The sequence below is a fragment of the Janthinobacterium sp. P210006 genome (assembly GCF_036231885.1).
GTDB lineage: Bacteria > Pseudomonadota > Gammaproteobacteria > Burkholderiales > Burkholderiaceae_D > Janthinobacterium > Janthinobacterium violaceinigrum.
In genome coordinates this window covers 424,772-440,598 of the sequence record NZ_JAZARD010000004.1, presented here as the reverse complement: position 1 = coordinate 440,598, position 15,827 = coordinate 424,772, and the positions used below count along the sequence as shown (strand labels likewise).

19 protein-coding genes are annotated in these 15,827 nt (G+C 60.9%); 9 read left to right on the top strand and 10 right to left on the bottom strand.

Annotated features, from left to right (window positions below):
* Positions 1-5: 5 nt before the first annotated feature.
* The 5 genes from VPH41_RS21730 to petA form a co-directional block, all read right to left on the bottom strand.
* Complete coding sequence (locus tag VPH41_RS21730) at positions 6-518, bottom strand: ClpXP protease specificity-enhancing factor (RefSeq protein ID WP_152255483.1); 513 nt, start codon at positions 516-518, stop codon at positions 6-8.
* A 235-nt stretch (positions 519-753) separates the two neighbouring features.
* Positions 754-1,365: a glutathione S-transferase N-terminal domain-containing protein gene (locus VPH41_RS21725; protein WP_010394154.1), complete on the bottom strand. Its 612-nt coding sequence runs from the start codon at positions 1,363-1,365 to the stop codon at positions 754-756.
* 120 nt (positions 1,366-1,485) lie between these two features.
* On the bottom strand, positions 1,486-2,250 hold the full coding sequence (locus tag VPH41_RS21720; protein ID WP_152255482.1) for a cytochrome c1: 765 nt from the start codon (positions 2,248-2,250) through the stop codon (positions 1,486-1,488).
* Positions 2,251-2,286: 36 nt separating this feature from the next.
* Positions 2,287-3,699, bottom strand: coding sequence for a cytochrome b (locus tag VPH41_RS21715; RefSeq protein WP_152281965.1), 1,413 nt, complete (start codon positions 3,697-3,699; stop codon positions 2,287-2,289).
* 2 nt (positions 3,700-3,701) lie between these two features.
* Positions 3,702-4,310 (bottom strand): ubiquinol-cytochrome c reductase iron-sulfur subunit, encoded by a 609-nt coding sequence (gene petA, locus VPH41_RS21710; protein WP_152281966.1) that lies wholly within the window; start codon positions 4,308-4,310, stop codon positions 3,702-3,704.
* A gap of 413 nt (positions 4,311-4,723) precedes the next feature.
* Here petA and mscL point away from each other — a divergent pair, with 413 nt between their 5' ends.
* The 4 genes from mscL to VPH41_RS21690 are packed head-to-tail and all read left to right on the top strand — an operon-like array spanning position 4,724 to position 7,447.
* Positions 4,724-5,173, top strand: a complete 450-nt coding sequence (gene mscL / locus VPH41_RS21705; protein ID WP_152281967.1) for a large conductance mechanosensitive channel protein MscL — start codon at positions 4,724-4,726, stop codon at positions 5,171-5,173.
* A 39-nt stretch (positions 5,174-5,212) separates the two neighbouring features.
* Entirely contained in the window at positions 5,213-6,373 is a 1,161-nt protein-coding gene (locus VPH41_RS21700) for a Do family serine endopeptidase (protein WP_328571459.1), read from the top strand.
* Positions 6,374-6,394: 21 nt separating this feature from the next.
* The gene (locus VPH41_RS21695) at positions 6,395-7,087 is read left to right on the top strand and encodes a DUF2461 domain-containing protein (protein WP_328571458.1); all 693 of its coding nucleotides are present in this window, start codon (positions 6,395-6,397) and stop codon (positions 7,085-7,087) included.
* A 15-nt stretch (positions 7,088-7,102) separates the two neighbouring features.
* Positions 7,103-7,447, top strand: a complete 345-nt coding sequence (locus VPH41_RS21690) for a cupin domain-containing protein (RefSeq protein WP_328571457.1) — start codon at positions 7,103-7,105, stop codon at positions 7,445-7,447.
* Positions 7,448-7,466: 19 nt separating this feature from the next.
* On the opposite strand, the gene VPH41_RS21685 is transcribed toward VPH41_RS21690, so the two are convergent.
* From VPH41_RS21685 to VPH41_RS21665, 5 genes are all read right to left on the bottom strand, one after another.
* Positions 7,467-8,513 carry an NAD(P)H-dependent glycerol-3-phosphate dehydrogenase gene (locus tag VPH41_RS21685; protein ID WP_328571456.1) on the bottom strand — a complete coding sequence of 349 codons (1,047 nt, stop codon included), beginning with the start codon at positions 8,511-8,513 and terminating at the stop codon, positions 7,467-7,469.
* Positions 8,514-8,586: 73 nt separating this feature from the next.
* The gene (locus VPH41_RS21680) at positions 8,587-9,048 is read right to left on the bottom strand and encodes an SH3 domain-containing protein (protein WP_328571455.1); all 462 of its coding nucleotides are present in this window, start codon (positions 9,046-9,048) and stop codon (positions 8,587-8,589) included.
* Between the two features lie 181 nt (positions 9,049-9,229).
* Positions 9,230-9,703 carry a protein-export chaperone SecB gene (gene secB / locus VPH41_RS21675; protein WP_034783580.1) on the bottom strand — a complete coding sequence of 158 codons (474 nt, stop codon included), beginning with the start codon at positions 9,701-9,703 and terminating at the stop codon, positions 9,230-9,232.
* A 160-nt stretch (positions 9,704-9,863) separates the two neighbouring features.
* Positions 9,864-10,130 carry a glutaredoxin 3 gene (gene grxC, locus VPH41_RS21670; RefSeq protein WP_096233262.1) on the bottom strand — a complete coding sequence of 89 codons (267 nt, stop codon included), beginning with the start codon at positions 10,128-10,130 and terminating at the stop codon, positions 9,864-9,866.
* Positions 10,131-10,155: 25 nt separating this feature from the next.
* A complete protein-coding gene (locus VPH41_RS21665; RefSeq protein WP_046681994.1) occupies positions 10,156-10,572 on the bottom strand; it encodes a rhodanese-like domain-containing protein in 417 nt (138 codons plus the stop codon).
* Between the two features lie 106 nt (positions 10,573-10,678).
* Here VPH41_RS21665 and gpmA point away from each other — a divergent pair, with 106 nt between their 5' ends.
* The 5 genes from gpmA to gspG all read left to right on the top strand — a co-directional run bounded on the left by gpmA (position 10,679) and on the right by gspG (position 15,822).
* Positions 10,679-11,425, top strand: coding sequence for a 2,3-diphosphoglycerate-dependent phosphoglycerate mutase (gene gpmA / locus VPH41_RS21660; RefSeq protein WP_328571454.1), 747 nt, complete (start codon positions 10,679-10,681; stop codon positions 11,423-11,425).
* A gap of 76 nt (positions 11,426-11,501) precedes the next feature.
* Positions 11,502-12,965 carry a murein hydrolase activator EnvC family protein gene (locus tag VPH41_RS21655; protein ID WP_287776113.1) on the top strand — a complete coding sequence of 488 codons (1,464 nt, stop codon included), beginning with the start codon at positions 11,502-11,504 and terminating at the stop codon, positions 12,963-12,965.
* 47 nt (positions 12,966-13,012) lie between these two features.
* On the top strand, positions 13,013-14,506 hold the full coding sequence (locus tag VPH41_RS21650; RefSeq protein ID WP_328571453.1) for a S41 family peptidase: 1,494 nt from the start codon (positions 13,013-13,015) through the stop codon (positions 14,504-14,506).
* A gap of 8 nt (positions 14,507-14,514) precedes the next feature.
* The gene (locus VPH41_RS21645) at positions 14,515-15,276 is read left to right on the top strand and encodes a HesA/MoeB/ThiF family protein (protein WP_328571452.1); all 762 of its coding nucleotides are present in this window, start codon (positions 14,515-14,517) and stop codon (positions 15,274-15,276) included.
* 93 nt (positions 15,277-15,369) lie between these two features.
* A complete protein-coding gene (gene gspG / locus VPH41_RS21640) occupies positions 15,370-15,822 on the top strand; it encodes a type II secretion system major pseudopilin GspG (RefSeq protein WP_152281975.1) in 453 nt (150 codons plus the stop codon).
* Positions 15,823-15,827 lie beyond the last annotated feature (5 nt).

Genomic DNA, 15,827 nt, shown 5'->3' with positions numbered 1-15,827 from the left:
ATACGCTATTTAATGCGTGTCAGGGTCGGGCGGCCGCCTTTTTTTGGTGGCTCGTCGTCGCCTGGCGTGGCAGCATCGCGTTGTTCGGGGGAACCGGTGGGCACGGACGACAGGGTGGGACCGCTGGCGGCGGGGGCGAGCACTGGCGGCGGGACGTCGGCGGATGCCGGGCTGTCCGTCGGTTGCGCGTCCGGGTCATCGTTGCCCAGCACGGGCTCGAAGGCCATGCCCTGGCCGTTTTCGTTGGCGTAGATGGCCATCACGTTGTCGACCGGTACGTAGATTTCGCGCGAGACGCCGCCAAAGCGGGCGTGGAAGCGGATGGCGTCGTTGTCCATCTTCAGGCCGCTGGTGGCGCCGAAGCTGATGTTGAGCACGATTTCGCCCTTTTTCACGTATTCCATCGGTACCGTGGTGCGCGAATCGACTTTGACCGCGAGATATGGCGTGTAGCCGCTGTCGGTGCACCACTCGTAGATGGCGCGCAGCATATAAGGTTTGGTTGAGATTTCAGACATGGTAGGCACGGTGAGGCGGGAGCGCCCCCGTCGGCATGAGGCGGGCGCACCGGTAGTTCAATGAAACGATGGAACAACTATCAATACAAGAACCAAGAATGACAGCTGGCCCAAGATGCCCCAGAAAGCGTAGCGAGCAAGCCCGATATCGGCTTCAGTAACGCAGCCGTACTTGAGTACGGCGAGTAACGCCAAGTCGAGAGCGGGCTGCGCAGTAGCTTTATGGGGATATCTTTTAGCGGCGCATGACCTTTTCCGAAGGCGTCAGCGCTTCGATGTACGCAGGACGCGAGAAGATGCGTTCGGCGTATTTCATCAGCGGTGCAGCCGTCTTCGACAGTTCGATGCCGTAGTGGTCCAGGCGCCACAGCAGCGGCGCGACAGCCACGTCGAGCATCGAGAATTCGTCGCCCAGCATGTACTTGTTTTTCAGGAACAGCGGCGCCAGGGTCGTCAGGCGGTCGCGAATTTCCGCGCGTGCCTTGTCGTGGGCCTTGTCGTTGCTCTTGGCGCGTTCGCTTTCCAGCACGTGCACGTGCACGAACAGTTCTTTTTCGAAGTTGAACAGCATCAGGCGCGCGCGGGCACGCATCAGCGGATCGGCCGGCATCAGTTGCGGATGCGGGAAGCGCTCATCGATGTACTCGTTGATGATGTTCGATTCATACAGGATCAGTTCGCGTTCGACCAGGATAGGCACCTGGCCATACGGGTTCATGGTCGAAATATCTTCCGGTTTGTTGAACAGGTCGACGTCGCGCACTTCGAAGTCCATGCCTTTTTCAAACAGGACCAGGCGGCAGCGTTGCGAAAATGGGCAGGTTGTACCCGAATAGAGAACCATCATTTTTTATAGTTCCTTAGAAACAAAGGGGGTGAAGCCGCGAACGGCTCACCCCAGGTCGCTTGTCCACTCATGCGGACAACGCAGAAACAGGCACCAGCCGGCCTGCGGCCGGCGCCTCACTTATTTGACTTCCTTCCAGAACGACGCGTTAAGGCGCCATGCCAGCAGAGCAAATACCGACAGGAACAGCAGCACCCAAACGCCCAGGCGCTTGCGTGTTTGCTGTGCCGGTTCGGCCATCCACTCCATGTAGCCGACCAGGTCGGCTACCGCATTGTCATACTCGATCTTGTTCAACGTACCTGGCTTGACCTGCTCGAAGCCGGCAAATTTGTGGATCTTCTTGCCAGCTTCGTGGGGATCATTCTCTTCCACGAACTTGGCAGTCTGGACACCTTGCAATTCCCATAATACATGCGGCATGGCAACATTCGGCACGACCATGTTGTTCCAGCCGGTCGGACGAGTGTCGTCTTTATAGAACGTACGCAGGTAAGTATACAGGTAGTCGCCGCCTGTGCCAGCGGAAGATGATTTCGCGCGCGAAATTACCGACAAATCCGGCGGTACGACGCCAAAGAAAGCCTTGGCGTCCTGCGGCGCCAGGCTGGTCGTCATCAAGTCGCCGACTTTATCGCCTGAGAACAACAGATTCTGCTTGATCTGGTCTTCCGTCAAGCCCAGGTCGCGCAGGCGGTTGTAGCGCATCGACACGGCGGCGTGGCAATTCAAGCAATAATTGACGAACAATTTGGCGCCATGTTGCAGCGCTGCCATGTTGGTCTGGCGGTCAGGTGCCTTGTCCAGCGGAAAGCCGCCTTCGCTGGCGAGGGCCATGGCGGGCACGAGGGCCAGGATGGCGAGCAGTTTTTTTGCAATCTTCATATGATGTATGTCCTTTGAGCGTGGCGTGAGAGCGGCTTAGTGCGGGTGAAACGTCACACGCGACGGCACGGTCTTGAACTTGCCCATTGCACTCCACCATGGCATCAGCAGGAAAAAGCTGAAGTAAATCAGGGTGCACACTTGCGAGACGATGGTTTTCGTATCCGTTGGTGCCTGGGTACCGAGGTAGCCCAGGATCAGGAACGACAGGCCGAAGATGGCATAGATGTATTTGTGCCAGGTCGGACGGTAGCGGATCGATTTCACGGGCGAGTGGTCGAGCCATGGCAGGAAGGCCAAGATCACGACGGAACCGCCGAAGAACACCACGCCCCAGAATTTCGCGTCCAGCACCTGCGGCAGCATGCCGACGATGGCGACGAGCGAGATCACGGCGATGGCGGACTTGACCTTCGTCGACAGGCGCGACTTGAGCCAGATGAACACCACGTAGGCGGCCACGACACCCATCAGCACGTACATGAAGTCGGCCGTGGTGGCGCGCAGCACCGAGTAGAACGGCGTGAAATACCAGGTTGGCGCGATGTGCAGCGGGGTCTTCAGCGAGTCGCCTGGCAGGAAGTTGTTGTATTCCAGGAAGTAACCGCCCATTTCCGGCGCGAAGAACACGACGGCGCTGAAGATGACGAGGAAGATCGACACGCCGAACAGGTCATGCACGGTGTAGTACGGATGCGATGGAATCGAATCGAGCGGGTGGCCATCGGCGCCCAGGTTTTCCTTCACTTCGATGCCGTCCGGATTGCTCGAGCCGACTTCATGCAGGGCGATCAAGTGCGCTGCAACCAAGCCCAGCAGTACGAGCGGGATGGCGATCACGTGGAAGGCGAAGAAGCGGTTCAGGGTGGCGTCGGAGACGACGTAGTCGCCGCGGATCCACAGCGACAGGTCCGGTCCGATCAGGGGGATGGCGCCAAACAGGTTGACGATCACTTGTGCGCCCCAGTACGACATCTGGCCCCATGGCAGCAGGTAGCCGAAGAACGCTTCGGCCATCAGGCACAGGAAGATGGCGAAACCGAACAGCCAGATCAGTTCACGTGGCTTGCGGTACGAGCCGTACAGCAGGCCGCGCGTCATGTGCAGGTAGACGATGATGAAGAAGGCGGAGGCGCCCGTCGAGTGCATGTAGCGCACCAGCCAGCCCCACGGCACTTCGCGCATGATGTACTCGACGGAATTGAAGGCCAGGGCCGCATCCGGTTTGTAGTGCATGGTCAGGAAGATGCCGGTGACGATCTGCAGCACCAGCACCAGCATGGCCAGCGAGCCGAAGATGTACCAGAAATTGAAGTTTTTCGGGGCGTAGTACTTGCCCCATTGATCGTTCCACAGCTTGGTCAGGGGAAAGCGGTCATCGACCCAGCCCAGCGCTTTTTCGGCGGCGGGAGCATCCGCCGGGAATTTCGTTTCTTTGAAAGCAGCCATGATCAAGCCTCGCCTTTCTCGTCTTTACCTATCAGCAATTTGGTGTCGCTCAGGTACATATGGCGCGGCACTTGCAGGTTGTCCGGCGCCGGCTTGTTCTTGAACACGCGGCCTGCCATGTCGAAGGTGGAGCCGTGGCAAGGGCACAGGAAGCCGCCTTCCCAGTCATCGGGCAGCGACGGTTGCGGGCCGGGGGTAAATTTCGAGGAAGGGGAGCAGCCCAGGTGGGTGCAGATGCCGACGGCGACGAGAATTTCAGGCTTGATCGAGCGTGCTTCATTCATGCAGTACGGCGGCGTGAATTCGGCGGGATTGCGTTGGGAATTGGCATCGGCGACTTTGCCGTCGGTCTTTTTCAGGGACTCGATCATTTCCGGCGTGCGCTTCAGAATCCAGACCGGCTTGCCGCGCCATTCGACGGTGCGCATTTCGCCGGGTTGCAAGGTGGTGATGTCTACTTCGACGGGCGCGCCGGCCGCTTTTGCGCGCTCCGACGGCTGGAAGGTGCTTACCAAGGCTCCCGCGGTTGCCAATCCAACTACACTGCCCGCCGCGCACGTGGCGACGAGCAAGCCGCGACGGCCTGAATCGACCTGCTTTTCGTTACTCATGCAAACCCCAATCAGTCAAAATGCGAATCTTTATTATGAGTGGCGGCCGCGAAAAAACCGTCGCCGAAGCTCTTTCCCACTGATTGCCGCAACCCGCATCTTTGTACGGTAAAGTGGCAACATCCCTGCGGAACTTCGGCCAATGGCGCAGCCCGTGCCAGTTTCTTGTTGATTATCCGGCAGCGAAAAAGCCGCTACTGGCAACCGCAAATTATAAGTGAAGCAAACAACGAATAAAACAAAAACGTTGCTTGTACCATAATTTATATACTTTTGCAGGAGGTGGCTAGTTCTTTCGAACTAGATGCGCGCGGCTGTGCCGGAATTGGTCCTGCTGACAACCACAAGTTGGTGGCACCGGGAATCAATAGTATGATCGGCATGTTTTTTATACATATCCGAAGGAGAAATTCATGGCAATGATGCAAGAATTTAAAGAATTTGCAATGAAGGGTAACGTCGTCGATCTGGCGGTCGGTGTCATTATCGGTGGCGCCTTCGGCAAGATTGTCGATTCCCTGGTGCAAGACGTGATCATGCCGCCCATCGGCCGCATTTTCGGCGGCCTCGATTTCGCCAATTACTATCTGCCCCTGAATGGCCAGGCCACCACCCTGACCCTGGTGGAAGCGAAAAAGGCGGGCGCCGTGCTGGCCTATGGTAATTTCCTCACCATTTTGCTCAACTTCGTCATTCTGGCTTTCATCATCTTCCAGATGGTGCGCCTGATGAACAAGGCCCGCCGCAGCGAACCGGTCGCGCCGGCAGCCCCACCGGCCACGCCGGAAGACATCGTCCTGCTGCGTGAAATCCGCGACTCCCTGCAGAAGAACGGACAGAATAGCAACGATCTGGCAAAATAAGTCGTTCCGGCACCGGCCGGCTGACCTGGGTGGAGTGCTATGCGACGATTCTGGTTATTGTTTGCGCAAACCGTGACGATCGCGTTGGCGCTGTACTTTGTGTACGGCGCGCTGCGCCCGGCCAGCCGGGTACAGCAACTGGGCTCTCCCGCGAAACCGGTGCCCGTGGTGGAAACGGCGTCGAGCAGCCTGGCGCCCGGTTCCTACCGCGACGCGGCGGCGCGCGCCATGCCCGCCGTCGTCAACATCCTCACCCTGCAAGTCCCCAAGCGCGGCGCCCATCCGCTGGCGCGCGACCCCTTCTTCAAACGTTTCTTCGGCGACCGCGACCCGGACGCCGACGATGACGACGACTTGAAAAACAGCCTCGGTTCGGGCGTCATCGTCAGCCATGAAGGCTATGTGCTGACCAACAACCACGTGGTCGAAGGCGCCGACGAAATCGAAGTGGTGCTCACCGATGGCCGCAAGGCGCCCGCCAAGGTGGTGGGCCTGGATCCGGAAACGGACCTGGCCGTGATCAAGATCAATCTCGACAAGCTGCCCGTCATCGTGCTGGGCCAGTCGGAACTGGCGCGCGTGGGCGATGTGGTGCTGGCCATCGGCAACCCGTTCGGCGTGGGCCAGACGGTGACCATGGGCATCATTTCCGCATTGGGCCGCAACAACCTGCACATCAACAGTTTTGAAAACTTCATCCAGACGGATGCGGCGATCAACTTCGGCAATTCGGGCGGCGCCCTCGTCGATACGCGCGGCAACTTGATCGGCATCAATACGGCGATTTACTCGCAAAGCGGCGGCTCCGTCGGCATCGGCTTCGCCATTCCCGTCTCGACGGCGAAAACCGTGATGGAAGCCATCATCAAGGATGGCCACGTAGTGCGCGGCTGGATCGGCGTGGAAACGCAGGACATCACGCCCGAGCTGGCGCAAAGCTTCAACTTGCAGCGCACCAGCGGCGCCATCATCGCCGGCGTGGTGCGCAACGGCCCGGCGGACAAGGCGGGCATCGTTCCCGGCGACATCCTGCTGACGGTGGAAGGCAAGCCCGTGGGCGACACGACGGAAATGCTCAACCTGATCGCCCAACTGCCGCCCGGCGGAAAAGCTAAAATGACGGTGCTGCGCAAGAATCGCGAAGCGGCGCTCGACGTGGTGGTAGGCAAACGCCCCCTCCCGAAAGAGCTTTCCAAATAGTTGCTGATCGGAAGCTGACACATGCATGTGCGTGATTTGACCCAATTTTTACGTGAACTGAGCGATAACAACAACCGTCCCTGGTTTGTCATGAACAAGCCCCGCTACGACATCCTGCGCGAGGAATTCCTCGCCTTGGTGACGTCGCTGATCGGCGAGCTGGGCAAGTTCGACCCGGCCGTGAAATACTGCAATCCGAAGAAGGCCATGTTCCGCATCAACCGCGACGTGCGCTTTGCCCACGACAAGAGCCCGTATAAAACGCGTTTTTCCGCCGCCATCGCGCCGAACGACATGCGCCGTCCCAGCAAGGCGGGCGGGCCCACGTATTATCTGCAGATCGATGGCCACGGTAATTTGCTGTTCGGCGCTGGCGAATACATGCCGCCGCCGGGCCGCCTGAAGGCGCTGCGCGACCACATGGTCAACGACGCGCCAGGTTTTTCCAAAGTGCTGAAAAATAAGCGCTTGAAAGCCCGTTTCGGCACCATCCAGAACGAGGGCAAGCTGCAGCGTCCGCCCAAGGGCTTCGAGGCGGATGCCGAACACATCGAATTCATCAAGCTGAAGAGCTTTTTTGTCTGGACCGAAATACCGCTGCCCGTGAACGAACCCGAGAAACTGCTGCCGACGCTGGCGGAAGGCTTGAAGGATGCGTGGCCGCTGGTCGAGTGGATGCGCGGCGCGAAAGAGCCGGAGGAAGTCACCGAGTAATTGCGGAAGGAGCACATGATGGCACTGGAACACGCAAGTTCAGGACAGGTGATCGAGGTGCGGCGCAGGGACGGCGACGACCTGTCGCAGTTTTCCGCCATCGCGCTGGCCAAGACGGACGAACTGGAATTGATCCGCATGTGCATGCCCAAGGGCAAGACCATGCCCGAGCATCACGTGCTCGGCGAGATCACCTTGCTGTGTTTGCAAGGGCAGGTGGCGGTCGATGCGCATGGCCGCGAGCAACTGCTGGGGCCGGGGCAGATGCTGTATCTGCACGGCGGCCAGGCGCACGCTTTGGCCGCGCGCGAAGACAGTTTATTGCTGCTGACCATACTCATGCACAAGGCGGGCCGCTAAGCCCCGCCTTGCCACGCTTTCAGGTGGCTTCATCGCGCGGATCGCGCGACAGCAGTTGCTGCACCATCACCTGCGGCAAATCGCCATCGAACAGCACGCCGGCCACCGCATTGGTGATCGGCATGTCGACACCCATGCGGCGCGCCAATTCGCGCACGGCCTTGGCGCACGGCACGCCTTCAGCCACATGACCGAGTTCGGCCACGATGGTGGCCAGCGCCTTGCCTTGCGCCAGGCCCAGGCCGACGCGGCGGTTGCGCGACAGGTCGCCCGTGCAGGTCAGAATCAAATCGCCGATGCCCGTCAAGCCCATGAACGTTTCCGTCTGGCCACCCAGGGCCGTGCCCAGGCGCGTGATTTCCGCCAGGCCCCGCGTGATCAGCGCGGCGCGCGCATTCAGGCCCAGGCCCAGGCCGTCGGCCACGCCCGTGGCGATCGCCAGCACATTCTTGACGGCGCCGCCCACTTCCACGCCCACCAGGTCTTCGCTCGCATACACGCGGATGGTGCCGCCATGCAAGGCCGAGACGACGGCGCCGCGCAAGGCGGCATTGTGCGAGGCGATGGTCAGCGCGCACGGCAAGCCGCGTGCCACTTCCTGTGCGAACGAGGGACCGGACAGGGCGCCGCCGGCGACCGTGTCGCCCAGCACTTCCTGCACGATCTGGTGCGGCAGCATGCCCGTGCCGCCCTCAAATCCTTTACAGAGCCACACCAGGTTGCCGATGGTCTTGTCTTTCAGCTGCTGCAGCATGGGCCGCAGACCCGCCACGGGGCAGGCGGCGATCAAGAGGCCGTGTTCGCCGCCGGCATGCGCGACGGCCGCGTCGAAATCGGCGCTGATGCGCAATTGCGGCGGCAAGGCAAAACCTGGCAGATAGCTGTTTTCGCCGCTGGCGGCCATGGCGGCCATGGCGTCGCCGTTGCGGCCCCACAGCAGCACGTCGTGGCGGCCGGCCAGGGCCATGGCCACGGCCGTGCCCCAGGCGCCGGCGCCCAGCACGGTAATCGGGCGCGGGCCAGCCTTGGCGGCGGTATCGGGAGTATTTTCAGGGGAAACGTGCATGCGACCTCAGTCTGGCAGGGGAGGGGCGCGGCGCGACTGGCCGCTGCCCGGATGAATCTGGCGGTGCTGGTACTTACAAGCCCCACACTTCGCTGGTCTTGACGTAGCCGCTCTGGCCATCCTTGTGGCGCACCTTGACCCAGCCGGAGCTCGGCTGCTCGCTCATTTCCAGCAGCACGCCCTTGTCGACGAGGAGGATGGGGGAGGCGTTGTCGTCGGGGCTGGCGCGAACCTTGAGGTTCGCGGCGCGCGCCACGACGTTGCGCTTGGCGGACAGGCCCTTGGCTTCGGTCCAGGCCATCTCGCCGCTGGCGTCGCGGACCTTGACCCATTCGCCGTAGCTGAGCACGACTTCCAGCGGCATGCCGCGCGGCGCCACGTACAGCTTGCCGCCCTTGGCGGACGGCGCGTCGTACAGGATCACGGGAGCGGCGCCCACCGTTTTGAAATCGACGGCGTGGCTGGCGGCGGTCGCCAGCAGCAGCGCAGCGCCGGCCATCCAGCGGAACTTGCTCAAGAGCGCACTTTTCAACATGATATTTTTGAACCTTAACGAAACACGGCGGCCAGGCCGCCGTTTCTTACCTGCCGTATAGAACACTCACAAAACCGTCGCGAGCGGCAGTGCATTGTGGCCGAGAAGCGCAGCTGTGCCAGAGCACAGCGCACCTCGCAGGTCGCAAGGCGCGCCGCGCAGCAGGTTTGGTGAGATGTTCTTAGTGCGTTTCGCTGGCTGCTGGTGCTGCGGCAGCGGCGTCAGCAATAGCTTGCAGACGTTGTTGGTAGAACACTTCGAAGTTGATCTCGGCCAGGTGCACTGGCGGGAAGCCGGCACGGGTGATCACGTCGGCGATGTTGGCGCGCAGGTAAGGGTAGATGATGTTCGGGCAGCCGATTCCCAGCAACGGATCGAGTTGATCGGCAGGAATGTTGCGTGCTTCGAAGATACCAGCTTGCTTGCCTTCAACCAGGAAAGCGACTTTTTCGCCGACTTTGGCGGTCACGGTGATGGTCACGGTGGCTTCGAAGATGCCGTCGGCCAGAGGCGCAGCGCCCACGTCCAGAGCCACTTCGATCGCTGGTGCTTCTTGTTCCAGGAAAATAGCTGGGGAATTTGGTTGTTCCAGCGACATGTCTTTCAGGTAGACGCGTTGGATTTGGAAGACTGGTTGCAGATTTTCGTCAGACATGGAACGCTTTCGTTGTAAAGGACAAGAACGGCACACCGTTCAAATATGGTGCTTGCGGTATTCAAACCGCGCCGGGTAGGCGCGGCCAGATCAGGTGCGAGGGCAATTGTATCAAAACAATACGACAAAAAACCAAGCAATTTCTCGAACCCGCTTTATATCAGGCTGCCGTGCCATTTAACAAGGGGTCCAGCTTGCCGGCTTGATCGAGCGCATACAAATCGTCGAATCCGCCCACGTGGGTTTCGCCCACATAGATTTGCGGCACCGTGCGGCGGCCCGTGCGTTCCATCATCTTGATGCGCTCTTCCGGGTCGAGGTCGACGCGGATCTTTTGCACGGTCACGCCCTTGGCTTCCAACAGGCGCTCGGCGCGCACGCAATACGGGCACACGGCGGTGCTGTAAACAATAACGGGTACGGTCATGATGATTCCTTCAGTTAAGGCCGGCTTATTTCGCCAGCGACAAGGTTTTCAATGGCAAACCTTGCTTTTTCCATTCGTCGAGGCCGCCTTCCAGGCTCGTTGCCTCAGCGAAACCGGCTTTGCCCAGCAGGCCGACGGCCGTTGCCGAACGCGAACCTTTCTGGCAAACCACTACAATGGGGCGCGTTTTGAATTTTTCCAGCTCGCCCAGGCGTTTTGCCAGTTCCGGCAGCGGAATATTTTTTGCGTCAGGCAAGTGGCCCGTGGCGAATTCTTCTGCGCTGCGCACGTCGACGATGATGGTCTTGCCACGGTTGATCAGTTGCGTGACTTCCAGCACGGTCGCGCGCTTGCCGCGCATCGACAGCAGTGGCCAGAGGAGGGCGCCGCCGGAAATAATGACGATGGCAAACAGAAAAATGTGGTCGATAATGAATTTCACGTAGGGTCCAATGGTTTAAGTCAATCCGCGCATTATAAAATAGAAGCTGGACGAGGTCTTTTTACGTTTTGCTTTTTTGATTTGAACCCCTTGAGAAGATAGAACTATGTACAAAATCGTTTTCATGCGTCACGGCGAGTCCACCTGGAACCTCGATAACCGCTTCACCGGCTGGACCGACGTCGACCTGACGGAAAAGGGCGTCAACGAAGCCAAGGCCGCCGGCCAGATCCTCAAGCAGGAAGGTTTTACGTTTGACGTGGCCTACACTTCGGTCCTGAAGCGCGCCATCCGCACCCTGTGGCTGGCGCTCGACGAGATGGACATGATGTATCTGCCAATCAAGAACGACTGGCGCTTGAACGAACGCCACTACGGCGCCCTGCAAGGCCTGGACAAGGGCGAGACGGCCGCCAAGTATGGCGACGAGCAAGTGCTGGTATGGCGCCGCAGCTACGACACGCCGCCGCCGCCGCTGGAAGCGGACGATGACCGCGCCTCGTTCAACGATCCGCGCTATGCCGGCTTGCCGCAAGCGTCGATTCCATTGACGGAATGCCTGAAAGACACCGTGGCGCGCGTGATGCCGGCCTGGGACGAAGAAATCGCCCCGGCCATCCGTGCTGGCAAGAAGATCATCATTTCGGCCCACGGCAACAGCCTGCGCGCGCTGATCAAGATGCTCGACGGCATCAGCGACAGCGATATCGTGGGCCTGAACATTCCGAACGGCCAGCCGCTCGTGTATGAGCTGGACGCCGATTTGAAACCGATCCGTCACTACTACCTGGGCGACCCGGCAGCGATTGCGGCAGCGCAAGCGGCCGTGGCGAACCAAGGGAAGGCCAAGTAACTTGTTGTCTTTCTTCCGCGGCACAGCAATCGCCCCCTCTGCTGAACGACCCCTGCCGGCGTGGCGCGCCGGTGCCATGCTGTGCGCAGCGCTGCTGATGTCGAGCGGTGCGGCACACGGTGCCAAGCCCACCGAACGCAGCAAGCAGAAGGCGGCCGCGGAAGCGCAACGTGCTGGATTGCAACAAAAGCTGACGGCGCTCAAGCGCGACATCAGCCGGACGGAAAGCGCCAAGGATGACGCGGCCGATACCCTGGCCGAGTCGGAAGAGGCCATTTCCAACGCCAACCGCGCCTTGCGCGACCTGGCGCAGGAGCAAAGCGAGACGGGCGTGAAACTCAATGCGCTGGGGCAAGAGCACCAGCAATTGACGGCCACCGTCGAAAAACAAAAGACGCAGCTGTCGAAATTGCTGCGTGAACAATATGTTGCCGGCAATGAAGACCGCATCAAGCTGCTCTTGTCGGGCGACAACCCCAACCGCATCAACCGCGACTTGCAATTGATGGCCTATGTGTCGCAGGCGCAGGCGCGCCTGCTCGAGGCCTTGCGCGCCAACTTGCTGGCGGTGGAGAAAAACCAGGCGGACGTGCAGAACGCCAAGGATGAACTGGAAGAAATCGCGCAGGAAGAGCGCGACCAGAAAGCCCTGTTGGTGCAGGAGAAGGCGCGCCGCGCCGCCTTGCTGACGAGCTTGTCGCAGCGCCTGGTGGCGCAGCGCAAGGAAGTGGGCAATGTCGAGCGCGACGAACAGCGCATGGGCAACCTGGTCGACAAGCTGGCAAAACTGATCGAAGAGCAGGCCGCTGCCGCCGCGGCCGAAAAGAAACGCCAGCAATTGCTGGCCGAACAGCGCGCCGCCGCGAAAGCGGCCGCCGACGCCAAGATCGCGGCAGAAAAACGCGAACGCCTGCTGGCCGCGCGCGCCAAGGCGGCCCAGGCGCAGGCCGAACGCGAACGTCTTGCGAAAGAGCAACAAAATAAATCGGGCAAGATCAAGCCGCAGACGCCGCCACCGCCGCCCGTGAAACTGGAACCGATCGACGACGACGAGCCGCCGCAAGTGGCCAAGGTGACGCCGAAACCGGAACCCAAGCCGGAACCGGAGCCGGAACGTCCGAGCCTGGGCCCGGCCGCGCCGGCCGGCGCCTTTGCCAGCATGAAAGGGCAGCTGCGCGCGCCCGTGGCGGGCAAGATCGCCGCCCGCTTCGGCAGCAAGCGCGGCGACGGCCCCAGCTGGAAGGGCGTGTTCATCCGCACGGGCGAAGGCAGCGAAATCCATGCCATCGCCGGGGGCAGGGTCGTGTTTTCCGACTGGCTGCGTGGTTTCGGCAATCTGATCATCGTCGACCATGGCGGCCAGTACATGAGTATTTATGGCAATAACCAATCCTTGCTGAAACGCGTGGGCGACGCCGTCAAGGGCGGCGACGCCATTGCCAGCGCGGGCAACAGCGGCGGCAACGAGGAATCAGGGCTATACTTTGAACTGCGTCATCAGGGCCGCGCCTTCGACCCCGCCACCTGGGTGAAGTTTTAAGTCCCCACCATTGCTGCGGCAGCGAATTTGTAGATTGCGAAGAATACATGGGTATCAAAGTCAAAAGTATCGGCCTGATCGGTCTGGGCGTACTGGCCGGCATCGGCATGTCGCTGCAGTTCCCGGCCGTGGCGCAGAAAATCACGAATGCCCCGCTGCCGCTCGACGAGCTGCGCCAGCTGTCCGACGTCTTCGGCCTGATCAAGTCCGATTACGTCGAGAAGGTGGAAGACAAGAAACTTCTGACGGAAGCCATTTCCGGCATGGTCTCGTCCCTGGACCCGCACTCCGTCTACCTGGATAAAAATGCCTTCAAGGAAATGCGCGAAAGCGTGCAGGGCAAGTTTGTCGGCATCGGCATCGAAGTGAGCATGGAAGACGGCTACGTGAAAGTCGTCTCGCCCATCGAGGACAGCCCTGCCGCCAAGGCGGGCATCCTGGCGGGCGACCTGATCACCCGTCTCGACAACATTCCGCTGAAAGGCTTGCAGCTGGAAGAAGTCATCAAGAAGATGCGCGGCCAGCCTGGCACCAAGCTGGTGCTGACGATGTCGCGCAAGGGCGAAAGCAAGCCGCTGGTCTTCCCCATCGTGCGCGAGGAAATCCGCGTGCAAAGCGTGAAGGCCAAGATGGTCGCGCCCGGCTATGCCTGGCTGCGCATCGCCCAGTTCCAGGAACCGACCGTCGAAGACATGGTCAAAAAGATCAACGCGCTGTATGCGCAAGACCCCAAGCTCAAGGGCCTGGTGCTGGACTTGCGCAACGATCCCGGTGGCGTCGTGCCGGGCGCCATCGGCGTGGCGACAGCATTTCTTCCGGGTAATTCCGTGATCGTGTCCACCAAGGGCCAGTTGCCGGAATCGAAACAGGTGTTTTATGGCCGCCGCGAATTCTATGCGGCGCCGGGCGCCAAGGCGGACCCGCTGGCCAAGCTGCCGGCCGCGCTGAAAACCGTGCCGCTGGTAGTGCTGGTCAATGCCGGTTCCGCGTCCGCGTCGGAAATCGTTGCCGGCGCCCTGCAGGATTACCAGCGCGCCACCGTCATCGGCACGCAGACCTTTGGCAAGGGTTCCGTGCAAACCTTGCGCCAGATCACGGCCGACACGGCCGTCAAGCTGACCACGGCCCGCTACTACACGCCGAAAGGCCGGGCCATCCAGGCGCGCGGCATCGTGCCCGACCTGCTGGTCGATGAAACGGCCGAAGGCGATGGCTGGAACAGCCTGCGCATCCGCGAGGCGGACCTGGAAAAACACCTGAGCAGCAACGATGGCAAGCCGGAAGCGGCCAAGCCGACCATGGAAGGCGTGCACGAACAGCTGGAAGAAGAGCAGCGCCTGATCGCCACGGCGAAAAAGCGCAAGCCGCTCGAGTATGGCGCCAAGGACGATTTCCAGCTGCAGCAGGCGCTGAACCACTTCCAAGGTCTGCCGGTGCAGCTGGCCAAGGCGGACCCGAAGACGGACAAGATCGGCGCCAAGCCGGAAATTGCTTCCGACATCAAGGCGGACGACAAGAAGATTCCTGTGCAAAAACCGTAGCCGCCGCCATGAACGACAATCAGCTGCTGCGCTATTCGCGCCATATCCTGTTGGACGAGATCGGCATCGAAGGCCAGCAAGCCTTGCTCGACGCGCATGTGCTGGTGATCGGCGCGGGCGGGCTCGGTTCGCCCGCGGCCATGTACCTGGCCGCCAGCGGTGTCGGCAAGCTGACCCTGGTCGATGACGATACGGTCGACCTGACCAATCTGCAGCGCCAGATCGCCCACACCACGCAGCGCGTGGGCCAGCCGAAAGTGCTGTCGGCGCGTGAAACCTTGACCGGCATCAATCCGGACATTGCAATTGTGGCGCTGCAGGAACGCCTCGATGGCGCGCGCCTGGCCGAACTGGTCTGCTCCAGCACGGTGGTGCTTGACTGCACCGATAACTTCGCCACGCGCCACGCCGTCAACCGCGCCTGCGTGGCGGCCAAGGTGCCGCTGGTGTCGGGCGCCGTGATCCGCTTCGACGGGCAAGTGAGCGTGTTCGACCCGCGCACGGGCACCCAGCCCTGCTACTCCTGCCTGTTTCCGCAGGAGCAGCAGTTCACGGATGAGGCGTGCTCGACCATGGGCGTGTTCGCGCCGCTGGTGGGTGTGGTGGGTGCCACGCAGGCGGCCGAGGCGCTGAAACTGGTGATGGGCGCGGGCGAATCCCTGGCCGGGCGCCTGCTGCTGCTCGACGGCTTGCACATGGAATGGAGCAGCATGCGCGTCGCGCGCGACCCGGGCTGCGCCGTTTGCGGCGAAGTGGTCTTGCCGGGCTGACAGGCGCCGCACAAATTTTTCCCCATATGACAGGCTTTGTCATATTTCCGCTTTATACTCTGCATTCATTACTCACCTTCTTCTCTCTTTCTTATGCAAAACGCAGCAAACCATCCGAATCGCCAGCGCCGTGCGCGCGGCTTCACTTTGATCGAAATCATGGTTGTGGTGGTGATCATGGGCATCCTCGCCTCGCTCGTGGTGCCCAAGCTGATCGCCCGCACGGGCGAGTCGAAAGTGGCGGCGGCGAAAGTCGACATCGCCACCGTGATGCAAGCCTTGAAACTGTACCGCCTGGATAACCAGCGCTACCCGACGACGGAACAGGGCTTGCAGGCGCTGATCGAAAAGCCGACCACGGGACCGGCCGCGAACGGCTGGAAGGCGGGCGGCTACCTGGAAAAGATGCCGAAGGATCCATGGGGCAACCCTTACCAGTACCTGTCGCCGGGCGTGAAAGGCGAAGTCGACCTGATCTCGCTGGGCGCCGACGGCCAGCCCGGCGGTAGCGGCGATGATGCCGATATCGGTTCCTGGGAACTGTAAGTTTC